This window comes from Bacillus sp. Marseille-Q1617, assembly GCF_903645295.1.
Classification (GTDB): Bacteria; Bacillota; Bacilli; order Bacillales; family Bacillaceae_B; genus Rossellomorea.
This window is the reverse complement of the sequence record NZ_CAHJXM010000001.1, coordinates 1,503,816-1,519,651: the sequence shown is the minus strand read 5'-3', so window position 1 is coordinate 1,519,651 and position 15,836 is coordinate 1,503,816. Positions and strand designations below refer to the sequence as shown.

Below are 15,836 nucleotides of genomic sequence, written 5' to 3'. Positions count from 1 at the left end.
CCTCCTACTATACACGTATTCTTTATTAGATAAATAATTTCCTTCAAGATGATTAAAATGAATAGAGTATGGGCAAATACCACTATGCAAAGAAAAACCTAAATGCTATAATTCTTTTGTTTGAAAAGACTATTATTGATAATGGTATTCTGTTTTTCCGAAATCAGATAATATTGTAAATATACCCAAACATATCAAAGAGGTGTTGAATGAATTGTCTCAAAATGAAACGCCGTTGTTTACCGGCTTAATTGAACATAGTAAAAAGAATCCAGTACAGTTTCATATTCCCGGTCATAAGAAAGGGGCTGGCATGGATCCCGAATTCAAAGAATTCATCGGAGAAAATGCCCTCAGTATCGATTTGATCAACATCGGCCCTTTGGATGACCTGCATCAGCCCAAAGGTATGATCAAAAAAGCACAGGACCTTGCAGCTGAAGCGTTTGGTGCCGACCATACTTTCTTCTCCGTCCAAGGTACAAGCGGAGCCATCATGACCATGGTGATGAGCGTATGTGGACCTGGCGATAAAATCATCGTTCCAAGAAACGTCCATAAGTCCGTTATGACCGCGATTGTTTTCTCAGGAGCAACCCCGATTTTCATCCATCCGGATATTGACGAAGATCTGGGAATTTCCCATGGGATCACTACAGACGCAGTTGCTAAAGCATTGGAACAGCATCCCGATGCCAAAGGTGTACTTGTCATCAATCCAACTTATTTTGGAATTTCAGCAGACTTGAAGAAAATCGTTGAAATCGCTCATTCATTTGACGTGCCCGTCCTGGTGGATGAAGCGCATGGTGTCCATATTCATTTTCACGATGATTTACCCCTTTCAGCCATGCAGGCAGGTGCAGACCTGGCAGCGACGAGTGTACACAAACTGGGAGGATCGATGACTCAGAGCTCTGTCCTGAATATGAAAGAAGGGCTGGTTTCCGCTAAAAGGGTGCAAACCATCTTAAGTATGCTGACGACAACTTCTACCTCTTACCTGCTCTTGGCATCATTGGATGTAGCAAGGAAACGCCTGGCAACGGAAGGTCATGAACTGATCAGTTCTACCATAAGACTGTCCGAAAAAATAAGGGATGACATCAATACGATCGACGGCCTTTACTGTGTGGGCAGAGAAATCCTAGGTACCAAGGCTACCCATGATTTTGACCCTACAAAATTGATCGTATCAGTAAAAGAACTGGGGATCAGTGGGTTCGACGCTGAAAAATGGCTGCGTGAAGCTTATAATATTGAGGTGGAGATGTCCGATCTTTACAACATCCTTTGCATCATCACACCAGGTGATACTGAAATCGAAGGCAATCAACTAGTTGCTGCTTTACGAGAGCTCGCAAGTCAATTAAAAAAACATGGAGACATCACTCCTGCAACTGTGATGCTGCCTGATATTCCTGTTCTGGCAATCACGCCCCGTGATGCCTTCTACGCAGAAACAGAAGTCATTCCGATTGATGAATCTGCCGGACGGACGATTGCAGAATTTATCATGGTATATCCTCCAGGTATCCCAATTTTCATACCTGGTGAAATCATTACTAAGGAAAACATCAATTATATCAAGACGAACATCGAAGCAGGCCTGCCCGTCCAGGGACCTGAGGATTATGACCTGCGGCATTTGCGGGTAATAAAAGAACATCGTGCTATAAGATAATCCATTCACTTCCAGAGACCCCATCATTCAAATGGGGTCTCTTTTTTTGTTTAATCCAACAATAAAAAGGTGAAGAAGACGAACTTCTTCACCTTTTCCTATATTTTTACCCCTTTAAGTCTGTCTCCGTATAACCCCTAAAGATTAATCGTCTATTTCTACATCATCATTACATTCGCAGCAATTAGAGAATAAAACAGAAACCTTCTCATCTTCGTAATGTTCAATGGTATTCAGGCATGATTGACAAACAATTGTTCCCATCTTTTTTCCTCTCCTTTAATGATGTTTTGTAAGCGTTTTATCTTAACTGATTCTATAATAATATAACACATTTAAAAAATCAACCTTAAATTGTATAACATATTTAAGTTTTTATTCTTTTAATTAATCATATTATTTAATTCTATGCGTTGGTAATTCCTCAAATACCTATTTGTGCTTCTTAATGCCGCAGTTGATTTCCGTGCTGGACTTCGCTTTCCGCGGGCGAGCGTGGAGCCTCCTCGGCTATTCGCCTGCGGGGTCTCCACTGCTTCGCTTTTCCCGCAGGAGTCTTCGTCCTGCACTCCAATCAACTGCTGAAACGGGTTAAAATCAGATTTACTAAATGAAAGAAGAATAGTTTTCCCTCCAAAAAAAATAGATCCGTGATAATTAAATAAAAGCTGAAAAAATAAAAAAACCTGAATGTTTAACAATCAGGTTTTTTGGCAGTTGGTTATGGGGTTTGGATTTTGTTTGGGTCGAGGGTTTCGTAACCTTTTTCCCTGAGACCTTTGACGATGTCTGTCAAGCCTTCGCTGGTCCATGTCCGGTCGTGCATGAGGAGGTTTGCGCCTTCATTCAGGAATGGGCTGTTCACCATGATATCCGTTATGGCTTCTTTCGTTTGATATTCTTTCACCCAATCATAGCCGTAAGTCCAATTCATGAGGGCCATCTTTTCTTCGGCTGCAATCTGTCTGCTGTAGTCTGTATTCTGTCCAAAAGGAGCTCTGAAGAATTTGGGGCGCTCTCCGGTAATGGATTCGACCAGGTCATTCAATGAAATGATTTCTTCTTTTTGTTTTTCCGGGGTAAGGTCGGGCAGTGAACTATGACTGTACGTATGGTTCCCAATCACAAACCCCATATCATGGATTTTTTTTAAGACTTCTTTTTCTTCCGGAGTATCAAGAAAATGGCCATTCACAAAAAAGATTGCCGGTGCATCCACCGCTTTCAAATCTTCCGCCATTTTCAATGCGTGTTTATCAGGAGCATCATCTATCGTTAAAAGTACGACTTTGGCATTTTGATTAGCAATCGGTTCAATGCTCCAATTGTTTTCATTTATTTTGTATTGAGGCTCTTGTACCACTTCTTCTGCCTCTTCTGAAGCGACTTTATCTTCTTGATTGTCTTCTGTTTCAGTTGCATCTGGTTCTTCTACATTTTCTGTCTTATCTTCCGAATCTTCTGCCGGTGCAGGTTCTTTCGTTACATTTGCAGGTTCATTTGAACATGCAGTCAATAAAAACAATGCCAATCCTGTTGTGATAATCTTTTTCATCATTCTCACCTTTCATCATTCACTTTGAATATTTTAACATATTTTGTGCGTATCTGGATAAGAATTAAAAGATTTCCATTATATTCTCGAACAATAACTTGAAAGCAAAAAAACAAGATAGGCTGAATGATGTTACAAATAGAGTAAGTTTTCTCGACTGGACGATTTTTTTTGCTGCTACAAAAGCCAAATAAAAAAACAGTACAAACATGATCCATTTATATTCCACATGATCTTTAACCGATATCCATTCTGCAACATAAAAAATACTCCATAATATCATCTGAATAAGAAAAGCAACATAAAATTTCATGTAAAACACCCTTTATCTTGAGTATTTCTACCGTTAAATGCCTTAAAATAGTATATTCGTTCAATGTTACTTTCATTATTGATGTCTTTTCATTTCTGTAACATTTTAATGACTTATCCCTATTCCATTTTTGCATATGATAAAATGTGACCAACGAATAGGTCTTTATACGCATTATCACTTAAGTTTATGGGCATCGCTAAGAAAAGAGGATGATGTATGAAACATTTACTTACCTTGATTATGTTAGCATCAACAGCGTTACTTCTCACTTCATGTAATGATATAGCTGCAGATAAGGTAGTGTTGGCCGAGGATAGATTCATAGAAAGACAAGTCATATTTTTCACCGATGAACGAAATATGTCTAAAGAAGTTGCATATTATGATGCCATTATTGAACTTAAGAATAAGTATCCCGAAGACCTCAAACACCTCGAAGTTGTAAATTACAGTTCAGATAAATCTAACCCAAAAGTCCAATCCCCTGTCTATCCTGCCATTGTCGTGGTAGATAACAATCAGGTTGTCACTAAAATCACGGGGAAAACCCATAAGAATAAGATTGTAAAATCAGTTTCGAATGCTATTGAAGAATGGTGACCGCCCGTTTATCATGAACCATGGATGAAGTACATGTTGATGGCCCAAAAAACTTTTTTCCTATATATAAAAAAGATGACCCTTGATTAATACAAGGGTCATCTTTTTATTCATCTTTACTTTACAATATGGATCGGGCTTCCCATCGCAACTTCTGCTGCTTCCATGGAAATTTCACCAAGTGTAGGATGTGCATGGATTGTCATCGCAACATCTTCAGCAGTCATTCCAGATTCAATCGCAAGACCAAGTTCAGCGATCATATCAGATGCACCAGAGCCAACGATTTGAGCTCCGATGATCAGACCGTCTTCTTTACGAGTCACAAGTTTCATGAAGCCTTCAGAAGAATTAAGTGCCAAAGCACGGCCATTTGCAGCAAATGGGAATTTAGCTGCAACAACTTCAATTCCTTCTTCCTTTGCTTCAGCTTCGGAATAACCTACTGTTGCAAGTTCCGGATCTGTGAAGCATACCGCAGGAATTCCAAGATAATCAATTTCAGCCGGCTCACCAGCAATTACCTCAGCAGCGATTTTTCCTTCATAAGATGCCTTGTGTGCAAGTGGCGGTCCATCTACGATATCACCAATCGCAAAGATATTAGGGATATTCGTACGGCATTGTTTATCAATTTTGATAACACCGCGGTCTGTCATTTCAATTCCCACTTCTTCAAGACCGATTTCATCTGTATTAGGACGACGACCTACTGTAACCAGTACATAATCTGCTTCGACAGATTTCTCTTCGCCTTTTACTTCGTATTTAACAACGACTCCGCTGTCACTTTCTTCAACGCCCTTAGCCATTGCTTTCGTGACAACTTCAACACCTTTTTTCTTCAGTCCCTTTTTAACAACTGTTGTCATCTGCTTTTCGAACCCGCTAAGGATATCGTCAGCACCTTCAAGAATTGTTACCTCAGAACCTAAGTTTGCATAGGCAGTTCCAAGTTCAGTACCGATATATCCGCCGCCGATTACAACAAGCTTGCCTGGGATCTCTTCAAGTGCCAATGCACCTGTTGAATCAAGGACACGCTTGGAGAACTTGAAGCTAGGAATTTCAATCGGACGTGAACCAGTTGCAAGAATCAAGTTATTGAACTTATATGTTTGTGCAGAGTTATCATCCATGACACGCAATGTGTTTTGGTCTACAAGGTAAGCTTCACCGCGAACGATTTCTGCTTTGTTACCTTTTAGAAGTCCTTCTACACCACCGGTAAGCTTTTTGACTACGCCGGCTTTCCATTCTTGAACTTTGTCAAAGTTAACCTTTACGTTCTCTGCAACGATCCCCATATCATCGGAATGCTGCGCTTGATGAAAACGGTGTCCTGCAGTGATAAGTGCTTTTGATGGGATACAACCAACGTTCAAACAAACGCCGCCCATGTTTCCTTTTTCAATGATCGTTACTTTTTGTCCAAGTTGTGCTGCACGAATCGCTGCAACATATCCACCAGGACCTGAACCAACTACTATAGTATCTGTTTCAATTGGGAAATCTCCTACTACCATCGCATTACGCCTCCATTAATAATAATTCTGGATCGTTCAACAAACGCTTAATATGGTTAAGTGCATGTTGAGCAGTAGCTCCATCAATCATACGGTGATCGAAGCTCAATGATAATGCTAACACAGGTGCTGCTACAATTTCACCATTTTTAACTACAGGTTTTTCAGCGATACGGCCTACTCCAAGGATAGCAACCTCTGGATGGTTGATTACAGGAGTGAACCATTGACCGCCGGCAGAACCGATATTCGTGATTGTGCAAGATGCACCTTTCATTTCATCGCCTGATAGTTTACCGTCACGTGCTTTACCAGCCAGTTCATTGATTTCATTGGAAATCGAGAACATTGATTTGCGGTCTGCATTTTTCACGACAGGCACTAATAGACCTTTGTCTGTGTCTGCAGCGATACCGATGTTGTAGTAATGTTTTTGAACGATTTCGCTTGTAGAATCGTCGATTGACGTATTTAATGCAGGGAACTCACGCAGTGCGCTTGTCAGAGCTTTTACGATGTATGGCAAGAAAGTCAGTTTAACGCCTTTTTCTGCAGCAACTTCTTTGAATTTCTTACGGTGAGCCCAAAGCTTCGTTACATCCACTTCATCCATCAATGTCACGTGAGGTGCAGTGTGCTTAGAGTTAACCATCGCTTTAGCGATTGCTTTACGCATTCCACTCATCTTCTCGCGTGTTTCTGGGAAGTCGCCTTCCGGAGCTTTAGGGGCAGCTGCTTTTGTTTCTTCCTGAGCAGGTGCTTTCTCTTCTGCTTTCGCCTCTGCAGCTTCAGCTTTAGCTCCTCCGCCGCTTAAGAATGAATCAACATCTTCTTTCATTACACGGCCGTTTTTACCGGAACCGGAAACTTGACGGATTTCAACACCTTTTTCTCTTGCATATTTACGAACAGACGGCATCGCAATTACCCGTTTGTTTGGATCAACCTCAACATCCGCATTCGGAGTACCTGCTGCTTTTTCTTCTTCGGCTTCAGGAGAAGCATCCTTGTCAACATCCTGACCTTGTTCAGCTGTACCTTGAACTTGACCTTCTGTTTTTTCTTCCGCTTTAGCGTCTTCTTTCTTAGCGCTATCGCTATCGCTTCCTTTAAATTGAAGGTCTTCATAGCCTGGCGCATCAAATTTAATCAATGTATCCCCTACAACAGCTACAGTCCCTTCATCCACTAGGAGCTCTTCAACCGTTCCAGCTACTGGAGATGGAATTTCAACTACTGCTTTATCATTTTGGACTTCACATAGTACATCGTCTTCTTCTACTTTATCGCCAGGTTTTACAAACCATTTAACGATTTCACCTTCATGAATACCTTCACCGATGTCCGGTAATTTGAATTCGAAAGACATGGATTCTACCTCCTGTATTGAATAATAATATAGATGAATGTTTACTATCTTTTTTCTATTTTTATCTGTCTAATAACTCTGCTTAAATGGGAAAAGAGAAGGGAATGAACCCTTCTGTCTTCACATGTGAATCAATTAGAATTCAAGTACTTTCTTAGCTGTCTCAATAACATCTTTATGGTTAGGAAGCCAAACAGGCTCTGCTTGAGAGAAAGAGTAAACTGTATCCGGCGCTGCTACACGAAGTACAGGTGCTTCAAGGCTCAGGATTGCACGGTCATTGATTTCAGCCACGACATTCGCTGCGATACCTGCTTGCTTTTGAGCTTCTTGAACCACGATCGCACGGTTTGTCTTTTCAACAGAAGCCATGATGGTATCGATATCAAGCGGACTTACCGTACGCAAGTCAACAACCTCTACTGAATATCCGTCTTTTTCAAGTTCTTCAGCAGCTTTGATCGATTCGTGAACCATCGCACCGTAAGTGATGATGGAAAGATCTTTACCTTCGCGCTTCACTTCCGCCTTGCCTAATTCGATTGTGTATTCCTCTTCAGGTACCTCCTGACGGAATGAACGGTATAATTTCATGTGCTCAAGGAAGATTACAGGGTCGTTATCGCGAATAGATGAAATTAATAATCCCTTTGCATCATAAGGTGTTGAAGGGATTACCACTTTCAACCCTGGCTGTTGAGCCATTAAGCCCTCTAAGCTGTCAGCGTGCAGCTCCGGAGTATGTACCCCTCCACCGAATGGTGAACGAACTGTGATTGGTGCAGTATATGTTCCGCCTGAACGGTAACGCATACGCGCCATTTGTCCAGAGATGGAATCCATTACTTCGTATACGAAACCGAAGAACTGAATTTCAGGAACTGGACGGAACCCTTCTAATGCTAGTCCGATCGCTAAACCACCGATTCCAGATTCTGCAAGTGGTGTATCGAATACGCGGTCTTCGCCGAATTCTTTTTGAAGTCCTTCCGTTGCACGGAATACACCGCCGTTTAGACCTACGTCTTCACCAAAAACTAATACGTCTTCGTTGTTACGCAGTTCTGTGCGCAGTGCATCAGTGATCGCTTGAATCATTGTCATTTGCGCCATGGCTTATTTCGACTCCTTTTCTTTATAAATTTCCAGCTGTTCTTTTAAGTTGTATGGAAGCTCTTCAAACATGTTATTGATGAAATCAGTAACTTTTTGTTTAGGCTCTCCATCAGCTTTTTTGATAGCCTGTTTAATATCTTCTTTCGCTTCTTCGATTACTTCGTTTTCTTTCTCTTCGCTCCATAATCCTTTTCCTTCAAGGAACTTACGGAAACGCACCAATGGATCTTTCTTCTCCCAGTCAGTATCCATTTCAGAAGTACGGTAGCGAGTAGGGTCATCCCCAGCCATTGTATGTGGACCGTAACGGTAACACATTGTCTCAATCAGTGAAGGACCTTCACCGTTTACTGCACGTTCTCTTGCATCGCGTGTCACTGCATAAACTGCCAATGGATCCATTCCATCTACTAAGATACCAGGGATTCCTGCAGCAACTGCTTTCTGAGCAATTGTTTTACCTGCAGTCTGCTTATCACGAGGTGTAGAAATAGCGAATTGATTGTTTTGCACAACGAAAATAGCCGGAGCAGAATAAGCACCTGCAAAGTTGATTCCTTCATAGAAATCACCCTGTGAAGAACCGCCGTCACCCGTATAAGTGATTGCAACTGCTTTTTTGCCGCGCTTCTTAAGACCTAAAGCTACCCCTGCCGTCTGAATGTATTGAGCTCCGATGATGATTTGTGGAGATAATACATTTACACCTTCAGGAGGCTGATTGCCTTTAAAGTGTCCACGGGAGAATAAGAAAGCCTGGTATAATGGAAGGCCATGCCATATGATTTGAGGCACATCACGGTATCCCGGAAGAATCCAGTCCTCTTTCTCCAGTGCAAAATGAGAAGCGATTTGTGAAGCTTCCTGTCCTGCTGTCGGTGCATAGAAACCTAAACGTCCTTGACGATTTAGGGAAATTGATCTTTGATCAAGAATACGAGTGTAAACCATGCGGCGCATTAATTCCTGAAGATCCTCATCGGAAATTTCCGGCATTGCGTCTTCGTTTACTACTTCGCCTTCTTCGTTTAAAATTTGAAACATTTCAAACTTGTCTTCAATCTGCTCGAGCGTTTTAACTGCATCGAATTGTGCCTTCTTTGATTTAGAAGCCATCGAAGTCACCTATCCTTTCTGTATACATTTATTTTGGTTTTTTACATACAAAGTTTAGAGTACCCAAATTCAGTATGACCTACCACATTACTTGCGAAGAACATTATAGATAGTTTTCCACAAATAATAAGAAAGAAAACCCATATTTACATATTAGGTTATCTGTATTAGTCTGTTTCACAGTTTCACTAATACAACTTTAACTACCTTTCATAGTTTACAATATAAAAAAACGTCTCGTCAACGACAAAGTATTATAATTTCAATATATCTTTATAAGCTTTTATCTTTCCAAAACCATTTTCCAAAAAACTGTATCACTCAGCCCTGGACATCTGTTATATATAAACCAACTCTGTTCGACCATCTGTTATAGAGTAATGATTGGTGGTTTGGGAGCTGAATTTAGAAGCGGATATTTCAATATCGTGTTTAACCGAAAAAAAAGAAAGGCTTGGAACATATCGTCCGCTGCCTTTCTTCTTATATCCTATTCTTTTTATTCAACCTCTATCTCTGCAGTTGAATAAAAGCCTTGCTTAAGTTTATTGAATTGCTCTGTTTTCGTATTGTATTCCTCATTCAACTTAATGGTCTTGTCGTATGCTTCATTAATCGAGGTAATCTGTTTTTCTAATTCTTCCATCGTCAATTCTTTCTTTTTAAATAATTCATAGAGTTTTTTATCCTGTGCTAATGCCTGTAGGTATGAATCAGTCAATTTCGCATGAAGCTGGTAGCGTTGTTCCATTGTCTTTGCCAATTTATCCGCTTCATTTTTGAGTTTGTCATCTTCCAACTTTGAAATAAATTCATCCAAACCAGAAAACTTTTCTTTTGCTTCGTTCATAGCTTTACGCTCTTTCTCAATATAATCTGACCTTTCAGATATATTTTTAAGAGCGTCATCAGAAAGTTTTACTATTTTATCGAATTCTTTCATCCCAAGGCTCATGATTTCATTATAGATTTCTTTTTCTTTCTTTTCTAAACCCTGGATAGGTTTCTGTACCTCAACGTATTGATCTTCCTTGGCCACTGTTTCTTCGAGAACATTATAAATATTCTCCTGGGGTGAAGCTCCTCCAATACATCCCATAAGAATAAAAATGGCCGCTCCTAAAACGAAAGCAAAACGAATTTTTGACACAACTAGATCCCCCTTAACTATATAACAACTTCTACTATATCGCCGTCTACAACATTTGACAATAGGGATTTACAACTGTGGAAATTTTTGTCGATTAGACTATTCTCCTATATCCATAACTATGTACAAGGACTGCAAAGTATTCCTTCATAAATGAAAGTTTTGTTAACTTTTAAACAAGAAAATGCTAGACTTATTTTATGCATATTGGTATATCTTATTAGAAGTCAATACATATATTATTGAGTATGAACACTGTTGATTACACAGCGCCGCTGATTGTTGTAAGGAGGAAGATTTATGATTACGATGAAGGACATCATCCGCGAAGGCCATCCCACCCTTCGCAAAGTGGCAGATGAAGTATCCCTGCCTCCATCACAAGAGGATAAGGAGATATTAAAAAGTCTGCTTGAATATGTAGTGAACAGTCAGAATCCGGAGGTCGCTAACAAATATGGTCTCAGACCGGGAATCGGCCTGGCTGCACCTCAGATAAATGTATCAAAGAAAATGCTTGCTGTTAACGTAGTCGATGAGAAAGGTACACTATACAGCCATGCCTTGTTTAATCCTAAGATTATCAGTCATTCTGTTGAAAAAGCTTATCTGGCTTCCGGGGAAGGCTGCTTATCGGTTGATCGGCAGGTTCCCGGATTCGTCCCGCGTTACAGAAGAGTCACGGTAAAGGGATGGAACATAGACGGAGAAGAAGTGAAACTCAGGTTGAAAGGACTCCCCGCGATCGTTTTCCAACATGAAATCGATCATTTGAACGGCATCATGTTTTACGATCATATCAACGAGGATAATCCTTTTGAACCAATACCCGGCGCTTTGGCCATCGAAAGATAGAATGACAAAGGCAGATGCTCTCAGCAGAGTATAGAACAAGTAAAAAAGCGCTTGGACAAAAGTGTTTTAGCTTAAGTAAAACCCGAACTAATTCGCCTTCCAGCTGGCAAGTTAGTTCGGGTTTTAAGTTTAAATGTGTATTTAAATGTTCGTCCTTTCCAGCGGTTGATTGGAGTGCAAGACGAAGACTCCTGCGGGAAGAGTAGCTAATGTGAGACGTGTCTAGCTACGGGGCTTAGAGGCACATGTCATAAGTCAACTCGGCCAAGAAGGCAAAGAACGCCTTCGTGGCCGATTCGCCTTATGCCACCCGCATCTTAACAAAGCCCCTCCGCTTTTCCCACCCGCAGGAACGCAGTGACGAGGAGGCTCACGGGCTACCCGCGGAAAGCGTAGTCTTGCACGGAAATCATTAGTGGTATTAGAGACTACTCGGCATAATTTTAAATCAATTGAAGCTCTTTTAATCCGTAGTAGATTCCATCTTCGTCGACCGGCTTTGTAATCATGTTGGCATGTTTCTGCACTTCTGTAACAGCATTGCCCATTGCCACCCCTGTACCTACTGATTGAAGCATTTCAATATCATTAAGGCCATCCCCAAATGCATATACATCTTCCATTTTAAATCCTAACCGGTCGATCATCTTCTTGATTCCTTCGGCTTTCGACCCGCCTCCCGGAAGAATATCCATAGAGAATTGATGCCATCGGATAAAAGTGAACTCCTTGTATTTTTCCCTATAGAAACCTTCTTCTTCAGCAGGACAGAAAAGGAGAGACTGATAAATGTCGCGACCTTTATAGAATTCCGGAGAATAACCCGGGTGAGGGAACTTCAGACTTCCCATGCTTTCTTCGATGTAGCGATGGTGTTTATGGTTCGCCTTCATCGTCTCATGATTCAAATGAACCACAGGGTGTTCGTTTTTATGACTGTCCTGCAGCAGTTCTTCAAGCTTTTCAACATTAAGAGGGTTCGTATAGATGACCTGATTTTCAAAGACAACATATTGACCATTGAAAGAAACAAATGATTCGATGCCCAGTTCTTCCCTCAACCCTTCATACATAAAAGGAGCTCTGCCTGTGGCAATGGCAACATACGTCCCATTTGCCTGCAACGTCTTTATGGCTTCTTTAGTCGCATCAGGTAATTTTTTATCATGATCAAGCAGTGTACCATCTATATCAAAGAAAACTATTTTTTTCATTGTGATCTCCTTTTGCTTCTTCTGTAAAAGTTATTTATTTTTTCTATCAATACCGGCCAATACCGGCGTAACAGAACGTATAGAATAATATGAATGATTCGTTTTATAACGTAAACCTTTCAAATTTAATTGTCAAACCTCACCCATTACCATACTTATCCATGTAAGAGAATCAATAAATTCCGTACACTATAAGTAAGACAATAGAGACGTTAGCATGATTGCACCTTTACTTCAGTGGACATTCTCGGTAAACTAATGATAAGGAGTGAGCCATATGTTAAAGAAGCTAAGAAAGAAGCTTTTAAAACAGTGGAAAGATATTCTCAAAAGAAAAACCATTGCTTAGACTGACTCCCTTCAACACTAGTTTCTTGCAGAAAAAAGAATGTTATACGTTTAGGGACTGAGGCCATTAGCGAGCATTTATTCGTCTCCTTTGGTTTCGGTCCCTCTCTTATTATTAACATCATTTTTACCTTGAGTTCCTCGTAAAACTTTATTTACTGCCGGGAATCCTTTATAATCAAAACATACATAATCAATATTATCATTGTAGATTACATTTTATTATTGTTTATTAATAGAAGACTTAAGGAGTTTTCACTCTTACAGTGACCATCTTCCTTTTTGACAGGCAGGCTTGTGCATGCCTGGTCGACATAGTTGATAACTTTTTTATCATAGATGAAAGTTAGATTTTTTGAAAACGGATAAGGAGAGAGAAAAAACATGATTTTCAAAGTATTTTATCAAGACAGTAAAGCTGAAGTGCCTGTTCGCGAATGCACAAATTCACTTTACATGGAAGCTGAATCAGAAAGAGAAGTACGCCAGAAACTTAAAGAGAAACCTTATAACATTGAATTCGTACAGAAGCTAGAGGGCGCTTTTTTAGAGTATGAACAAAACCACCATTCTTTCGAGATGGAGAAATAATCAATGAAATTTGTAAAGAATGATCAAACCGCAGTATTTGCCCTTGGCGGTTTAGGTGAAATCGGAAAAAACACATACGGCGTACAATTTCAAGACGAAATCATTTTAATCGATGCGGGAATTAAATTTCCTGAAGATGAATTGCTCGGTATCGACTATGTAATCCCGGATTACACATACCTTGTAAAAAACGCGGATAAAATCAAGGGTCTCTTCGTCACCCATGGTCACGAAGACCATATCGGCGGGATTCCATACCTGCTCCGCGAACTGAACATCCCGATTTATGGAGGCAAGCTTGCTCTTGGCCTTATTAAAAATAAACTGGAAGAACACGGTTTATTAAGGAATGCCAAGCTGAATGTCATTCAAGAAGATGATGTGATCAAGTTCCGTAAAACATCTGTGACCTTTTTCAGGACGACACACAGTATTCCTGATTCTTATGGAATCGTCGTTAAAACACCACCTGGAAATGTCGTACACACTGGAGACTTCAAATTCGATTTCACACCAGTCGGCGAGCCCGCGAACCTTGCCAAAATGGCTGAGATCGGCAAAGAAGGAGTTCTCTGCCTGCTTTCTGACAGTACGAACGCAGAAGTTCCAAACTTCACAATGTCGGAACGCAAAGTCGGAGAAAGCATCAATGATATCTTCCGCAAAGTGGACGGACGTGTCATCTTTGCAACCTTTGCTTCAAACATTCACCGTCTTCAGCAGGTGGTTGAAGCAGCCGTTTACCATAACCGTAAAGTAGCGGTATTCGGCCGGAGTATGGAAGCAGCCATTACAATCGGGCAGGAATTAGGGTATATCAATGCTCCTAAAGATACGTTCATCGAACATAACCAAATCAATCGCCTGCCAGCGAACGAAGTTGCCATTCTTTGTACCGGTTCTCAAGGTGAACCAATGGCCGCATTATCAAGAATAGCGAATGGCACTCACCGCCAGATTCAGATACAGCCTGGAGATACCGTTGTATTCTCCTCTTCCCCAATTCCAGGGAACACGATCAGTGTTAACCGCACGATCAACCTGCTGTATCGTGCCGGCGCTGAAGTCATTCACGGTCCATTGAACGATATACACACTTCTGGCCACGGCGGACAGGAAGAGATGAAATTGATGCTCCGTTTAATGAATCCGACGTTCTTCATGCCGATTCACGGTGAGTTCAGAATGCAGAAGATGCATGCGCAAATCGGTGTGGATTGCGGCGTGCAAGAAGGAAACTGCTTCATCATGGATAATGGAGAAGTGCTTGCGCTTAGCAGCGACTCTGCCCAGGTAGCAGGTAAAATCCCTTCAGGAAATGTCTATATCGATGGAAGCGGGATTGGCGATATCGGTAACATCGTATTGCGTGACCGCCGTATCCTTTCTGAAGAAGGACTTGTCATTGTAGTCGTTAGTATCGATATGAAGGAGTTCAAGATTGCTTCAGGCCCTGATTTGATTTCAAGAGGATTCGTTTATATGCGTGAATCCGGTGATCTAATCAATGAAGCTCAGAATCTGATTGCCAAGCATCTAAACAAAGTTCTTGAAAGAAGAACTTCTCAGTGGTCTGAAATCAAGAATGAAATCACTGATACATTGGCTCCATTCTTATATGAAAAAACGAAAAGACGTCCAATGATATTACCAATCATCATGGAAGTTTAATAAAAAGGCTCAGAGCATTTGCTCTGAGCCTTTTCATATGGGCTATAGGGAAAAAACCTTCTTTTCAAACCGGTTGATATCTGTGTCGGCACCAATGACGATCAGGATATCCCCCACCCTGATTTGCTCGTCAGCCTGAGGGGAAACGATTATATCCCTTTCTCGTTTGATGGCTACAATATTGATTCCATACTTGGCACGGATATCGAGATCAATCAGTGTATTTCCAGCCAAATGTTCATTTGCGACAATCTCTACAATGGAATGTTCATCAGAAAGCTCAAGGTAATCCAGTACGTTGTTGGAAATAATATTATGAGCGATTCTTCTCCCCATGTCGCGTTCTGGATGTACAACCTGATTGGCCCCTATTTTTCGAAGGACTTTTTCATGATAATCGTTCTGTGCTTTTACGGTAATCTTTTTGACACCTATTTCTTTTAACATAAGCGTAGTCAATACACTGGACTGAATATCATCACCGATCGCAACGATTACGTGATCGAAATTTCTGATCCCCAGGCTTTTCAAAACGGATTCGTCCGTTGAATCTGCCACAACGGCATGGGAAGCAATAGATGAAAATTCATTTACTTTATCTTCATCCTGATCGATGGCCATCACTTCCATCCCCTGGTCGGTCAAAGAACGGACGATGCTTCCGCCGAACCGCCCCAAGCCTATCACTACAAATTCTTTTTTCATAATAAATTCCCCCAGATTTT

Annotated in this window: 14 protein-coding genes; 5 read left to right on the top strand and 9 right to left on the bottom strand. The window is 40.9% G+C overall.

Annotated elements, in window-relative coordinates; all coding sequences use genetic code 11:
• Window positions 1-214 precede the first annotated feature (214 nt).
• A complete protein-coding gene (locus HWX64_RS07570; RefSeq protein WP_175988716.1) occupies window positions 215-1,684 on the top strand; it encodes an aminotransferase class I/II-fold pyridoxal phosphate-dependent enzyme in 1,470 nt (489 codons plus the stop codon).
• A 144-nt stretch (window positions 1,685-1,828) separates the two neighbouring features.
• On the opposite strand, the gene HWX64_RS07565 is transcribed toward HWX64_RS07570, so the two are convergent.
• Together HWX64_RS07565 and HWX64_RS07560 are read right to left on the bottom strand one after the other, a co-directional pair.
• Window positions 1,829-1,948 (bottom strand): GapA-binding peptide SR1P, encoded by a 120-nt coding sequence (locus tag HWX64_RS07565; protein WP_074439988.1) that lies wholly within the window; start codon window positions 1,946-1,948, stop codon window positions 1,829-1,831.
• 457 nt (window positions 1,949-2,405) lie between these two features.
• Window positions 2,406-3,239 (bottom strand): polysaccharide deacetylase family protein, encoded by an 834-nt coding sequence (locus HWX64_RS07560; RefSeq protein ID WP_175989677.1) that lies wholly within the window; start codon window positions 3,237-3,239, stop codon window positions 2,406-2,408.
• 532 nt (window positions 3,240-3,771) lie between these two features.
• Here HWX64_RS07560 and HWX64_RS07555 point away from each other — a divergent pair.
• Window positions 3,772-4,155: a hypothetical protein gene (locus HWX64_RS07555; RefSeq protein ID WP_175988714.1), complete on the top strand. Its 384-nt coding sequence runs from the start codon at window positions 3,772-3,774 to the stop codon at window positions 4,153-4,155.
• Window positions 4,156-4,271: 116 nt separating this feature from the next.
• Here HWX64_RS07555 and lpdA read toward each other — a convergent pair whose 3' ends face one another.
• From lpdA to HWX64_RS07530, 5 genes are all read right to left on the bottom strand, one after another.
• A complete protein-coding gene (gene lpdA, locus HWX64_RS07550; protein ID WP_175988712.1) occupies window positions 4,272-5,681 on the bottom strand; it encodes a dihydrolipoyl dehydrogenase in 1,410 nt (469 codons plus the stop codon).
• Between the two features lie 4 nt (window positions 5,682-5,685).
• Window positions 5,686-7,050, bottom strand: a complete 1,365-nt coding sequence (locus HWX64_RS07545) for a dihydrolipoamide acetyltransferase family protein (protein WP_175988709.1) — start codon at window positions 7,048-7,050, stop codon at window positions 5,686-5,688.
• A gap of 135 nt (window positions 7,051-7,185) precedes the next feature.
• Window positions 7,186-8,163: an alpha-ketoacid dehydrogenase subunit beta gene (locus HWX64_RS07540; RefSeq protein WP_175988707.1), complete on the bottom strand. Its 978-nt coding sequence runs from the start codon at window positions 8,161-8,163 to the stop codon at window positions 7,186-7,188.
• Between the two features lie 3 nt (window positions 8,164-8,166).
• Window positions 8,167-9,282: a pyruvate dehydrogenase (acetyl-transferring) E1 component subunit alpha gene (gene pdhA / locus HWX64_RS07535; RefSeq protein WP_175988705.1), complete on the bottom strand. Its 1,116-nt coding sequence runs from the start codon at window positions 9,280-9,282 to the stop codon at window positions 8,167-8,169.
• 499 nt (window positions 9,283-9,781) lie between these two features.
• Entirely contained in the window at window positions 9,782-10,432 is a 651-nt protein-coding gene (locus tag HWX64_RS07530; RefSeq protein ID WP_175988703.1) for a YkyA family protein, read from the bottom strand.
• Window positions 10,433-10,732: 300 nt separating this feature from the next.
• Here HWX64_RS07530 and def point away from each other — a divergent pair, with 300 nt between their 5' ends.
• Entirely contained in the window at window positions 10,733-11,287 is a 555-nt protein-coding gene (gene def, locus HWX64_RS07525) for a peptide deformylase (RefSeq protein WP_175988701.1), read from the top strand.
• Window positions 11,288-11,730: 443 nt separating this feature from the next.
• On the opposite strand, the gene HWX64_RS07520 is transcribed toward def, so the two are convergent.
• Window positions 11,731-12,501, bottom strand: a complete 771-nt coding sequence (locus HWX64_RS07520) for a Cof-type HAD-IIB family hydrolase (protein ID WP_175988699.1) — start codon at window positions 12,499-12,501, stop codon at window positions 11,731-11,733.
• A 732-nt stretch (window positions 12,502-13,233) separates the two neighbouring features.
• Here HWX64_RS07520 and HWX64_RS07515 point away from each other — a divergent pair.
• Window positions 13,234-13,440 carry a DNA-dependent RNA polymerase subunit epsilon gene (locus HWX64_RS07515; RefSeq protein ID WP_175988697.1) on the top strand — a complete coding sequence of 69 codons (207 nt, stop codon included), beginning with the start codon at window positions 13,234-13,236 and terminating at the stop codon, window positions 13,438-13,440.
• Between the two features lie 3 nt (window positions 13,441-13,443).
• Window positions 13,444-15,111 (top strand): ribonuclease J1, encoded by a 1,668-nt coding sequence (rnjA, locus tag HWX64_RS07510; protein ID WP_175988696.1) that lies wholly within the window; start codon window positions 13,444-13,446, stop codon window positions 15,109-15,111.
• A gap of 42 nt (window positions 15,112-15,153) precedes the next feature.
• On the opposite strand, the gene HWX64_RS07505 is transcribed toward rnjA, so the two are convergent.
• The gene (locus tag HWX64_RS07505) at window positions 15,154-15,816 is read right to left on the bottom strand and encodes a TrkA family potassium uptake protein (protein ID WP_175988694.1); all 663 of its coding nucleotides are present in this window, start codon (window positions 15,814-15,816) and stop codon (window positions 15,154-15,156) included.
• Between the last annotated feature and the right edge of the window lie 20 nt (window positions 15,817-15,836).

What these genes read in the sequence shown, in the direction of transcription:
- rnjA (WP_175988696.1), top strand. Translation starts at nt 13,444, where the DNA reads ATGAAATTTGTAAAGAATGATCAAACCGCAGTATTTGCCCTTGGCGGT.
- HWX64_RS07505 (WP_175988694.1), bottom strand. Translation starts at nt 15,816, where the DNA reads ATGAAAAAAGAATTTGTAGTGATAGGCTTGGGGCGGTTCGGCGGAAGC.
- HWX64_RS07520 (WP_175988699.1), bottom strand. Translation starts at nt 12,501, where the DNA reads ATGAAAAAAATAGTTTTCTTTGATATAGATGGTACACTGCTTGATCAT.
- HWX64_RS07555 (WP_175988714.1), top strand. Translation starts at nt 3,772, where the DNA reads ATGAAACATTTACTTACCTTGATTATGTTAGCATCAACAGCGTTACTT.
- HWX64_RS07560 (WP_175989677.1), bottom strand. Translation starts at nt 3,239, where the DNA reads ATGAAAAAGATTATCACAACAGGATTGGCATTGTTTTTATTGACTGCA.
- HWX64_RS07565 (WP_074439988.1), bottom strand. Translation starts at nt 1,948, where the DNA reads ATGGGAACAATTGTTTGTCAATCATGCCTGAATACCATTGAACATTAC.
- def (WP_175988701.1), top strand. Translation starts at nt 10,733, where the DNA reads ATGATTACGATGAAGGACATCATCCGCGAAGGCCATCCCACCCTTCGC.
- HWX64_RS07545 (WP_175988709.1), bottom strand. Translation starts at nt 7,050, where the DNA reads ATGTCTTTCGAATTCAAATTACCGGACATCGGTGAAGGTATTCATGAA.
- pdhA (WP_175988705.1), bottom strand. Translation starts at nt 9,282, where the DNA reads ATGGCTTCTAAATCAAAGAAGGCACAATTCGATGCAGTTAAAACGCTC.
- HWX64_RS07540 (WP_175988707.1), bottom strand. Translation starts at nt 8,163, where the DNA reads ATGGCGCAAATGACAATGATTCAAGCGATCACTGATGCACTGCGCACA.
- lpdA (WP_175988712.1), bottom strand. Translation starts at nt 5,681, where the DNA reads ATGGTAGTAGGAGATTTCCCAATTGAAACAGATACTATAGTAGTTGGT.
- HWX64_RS07515 (WP_175988697.1), top strand. Translation starts at nt 13,234, where the DNA reads ATGATTTTCAAAGTATTTTATCAAGACAGTAAAGCTGAAGTGCCTGTT.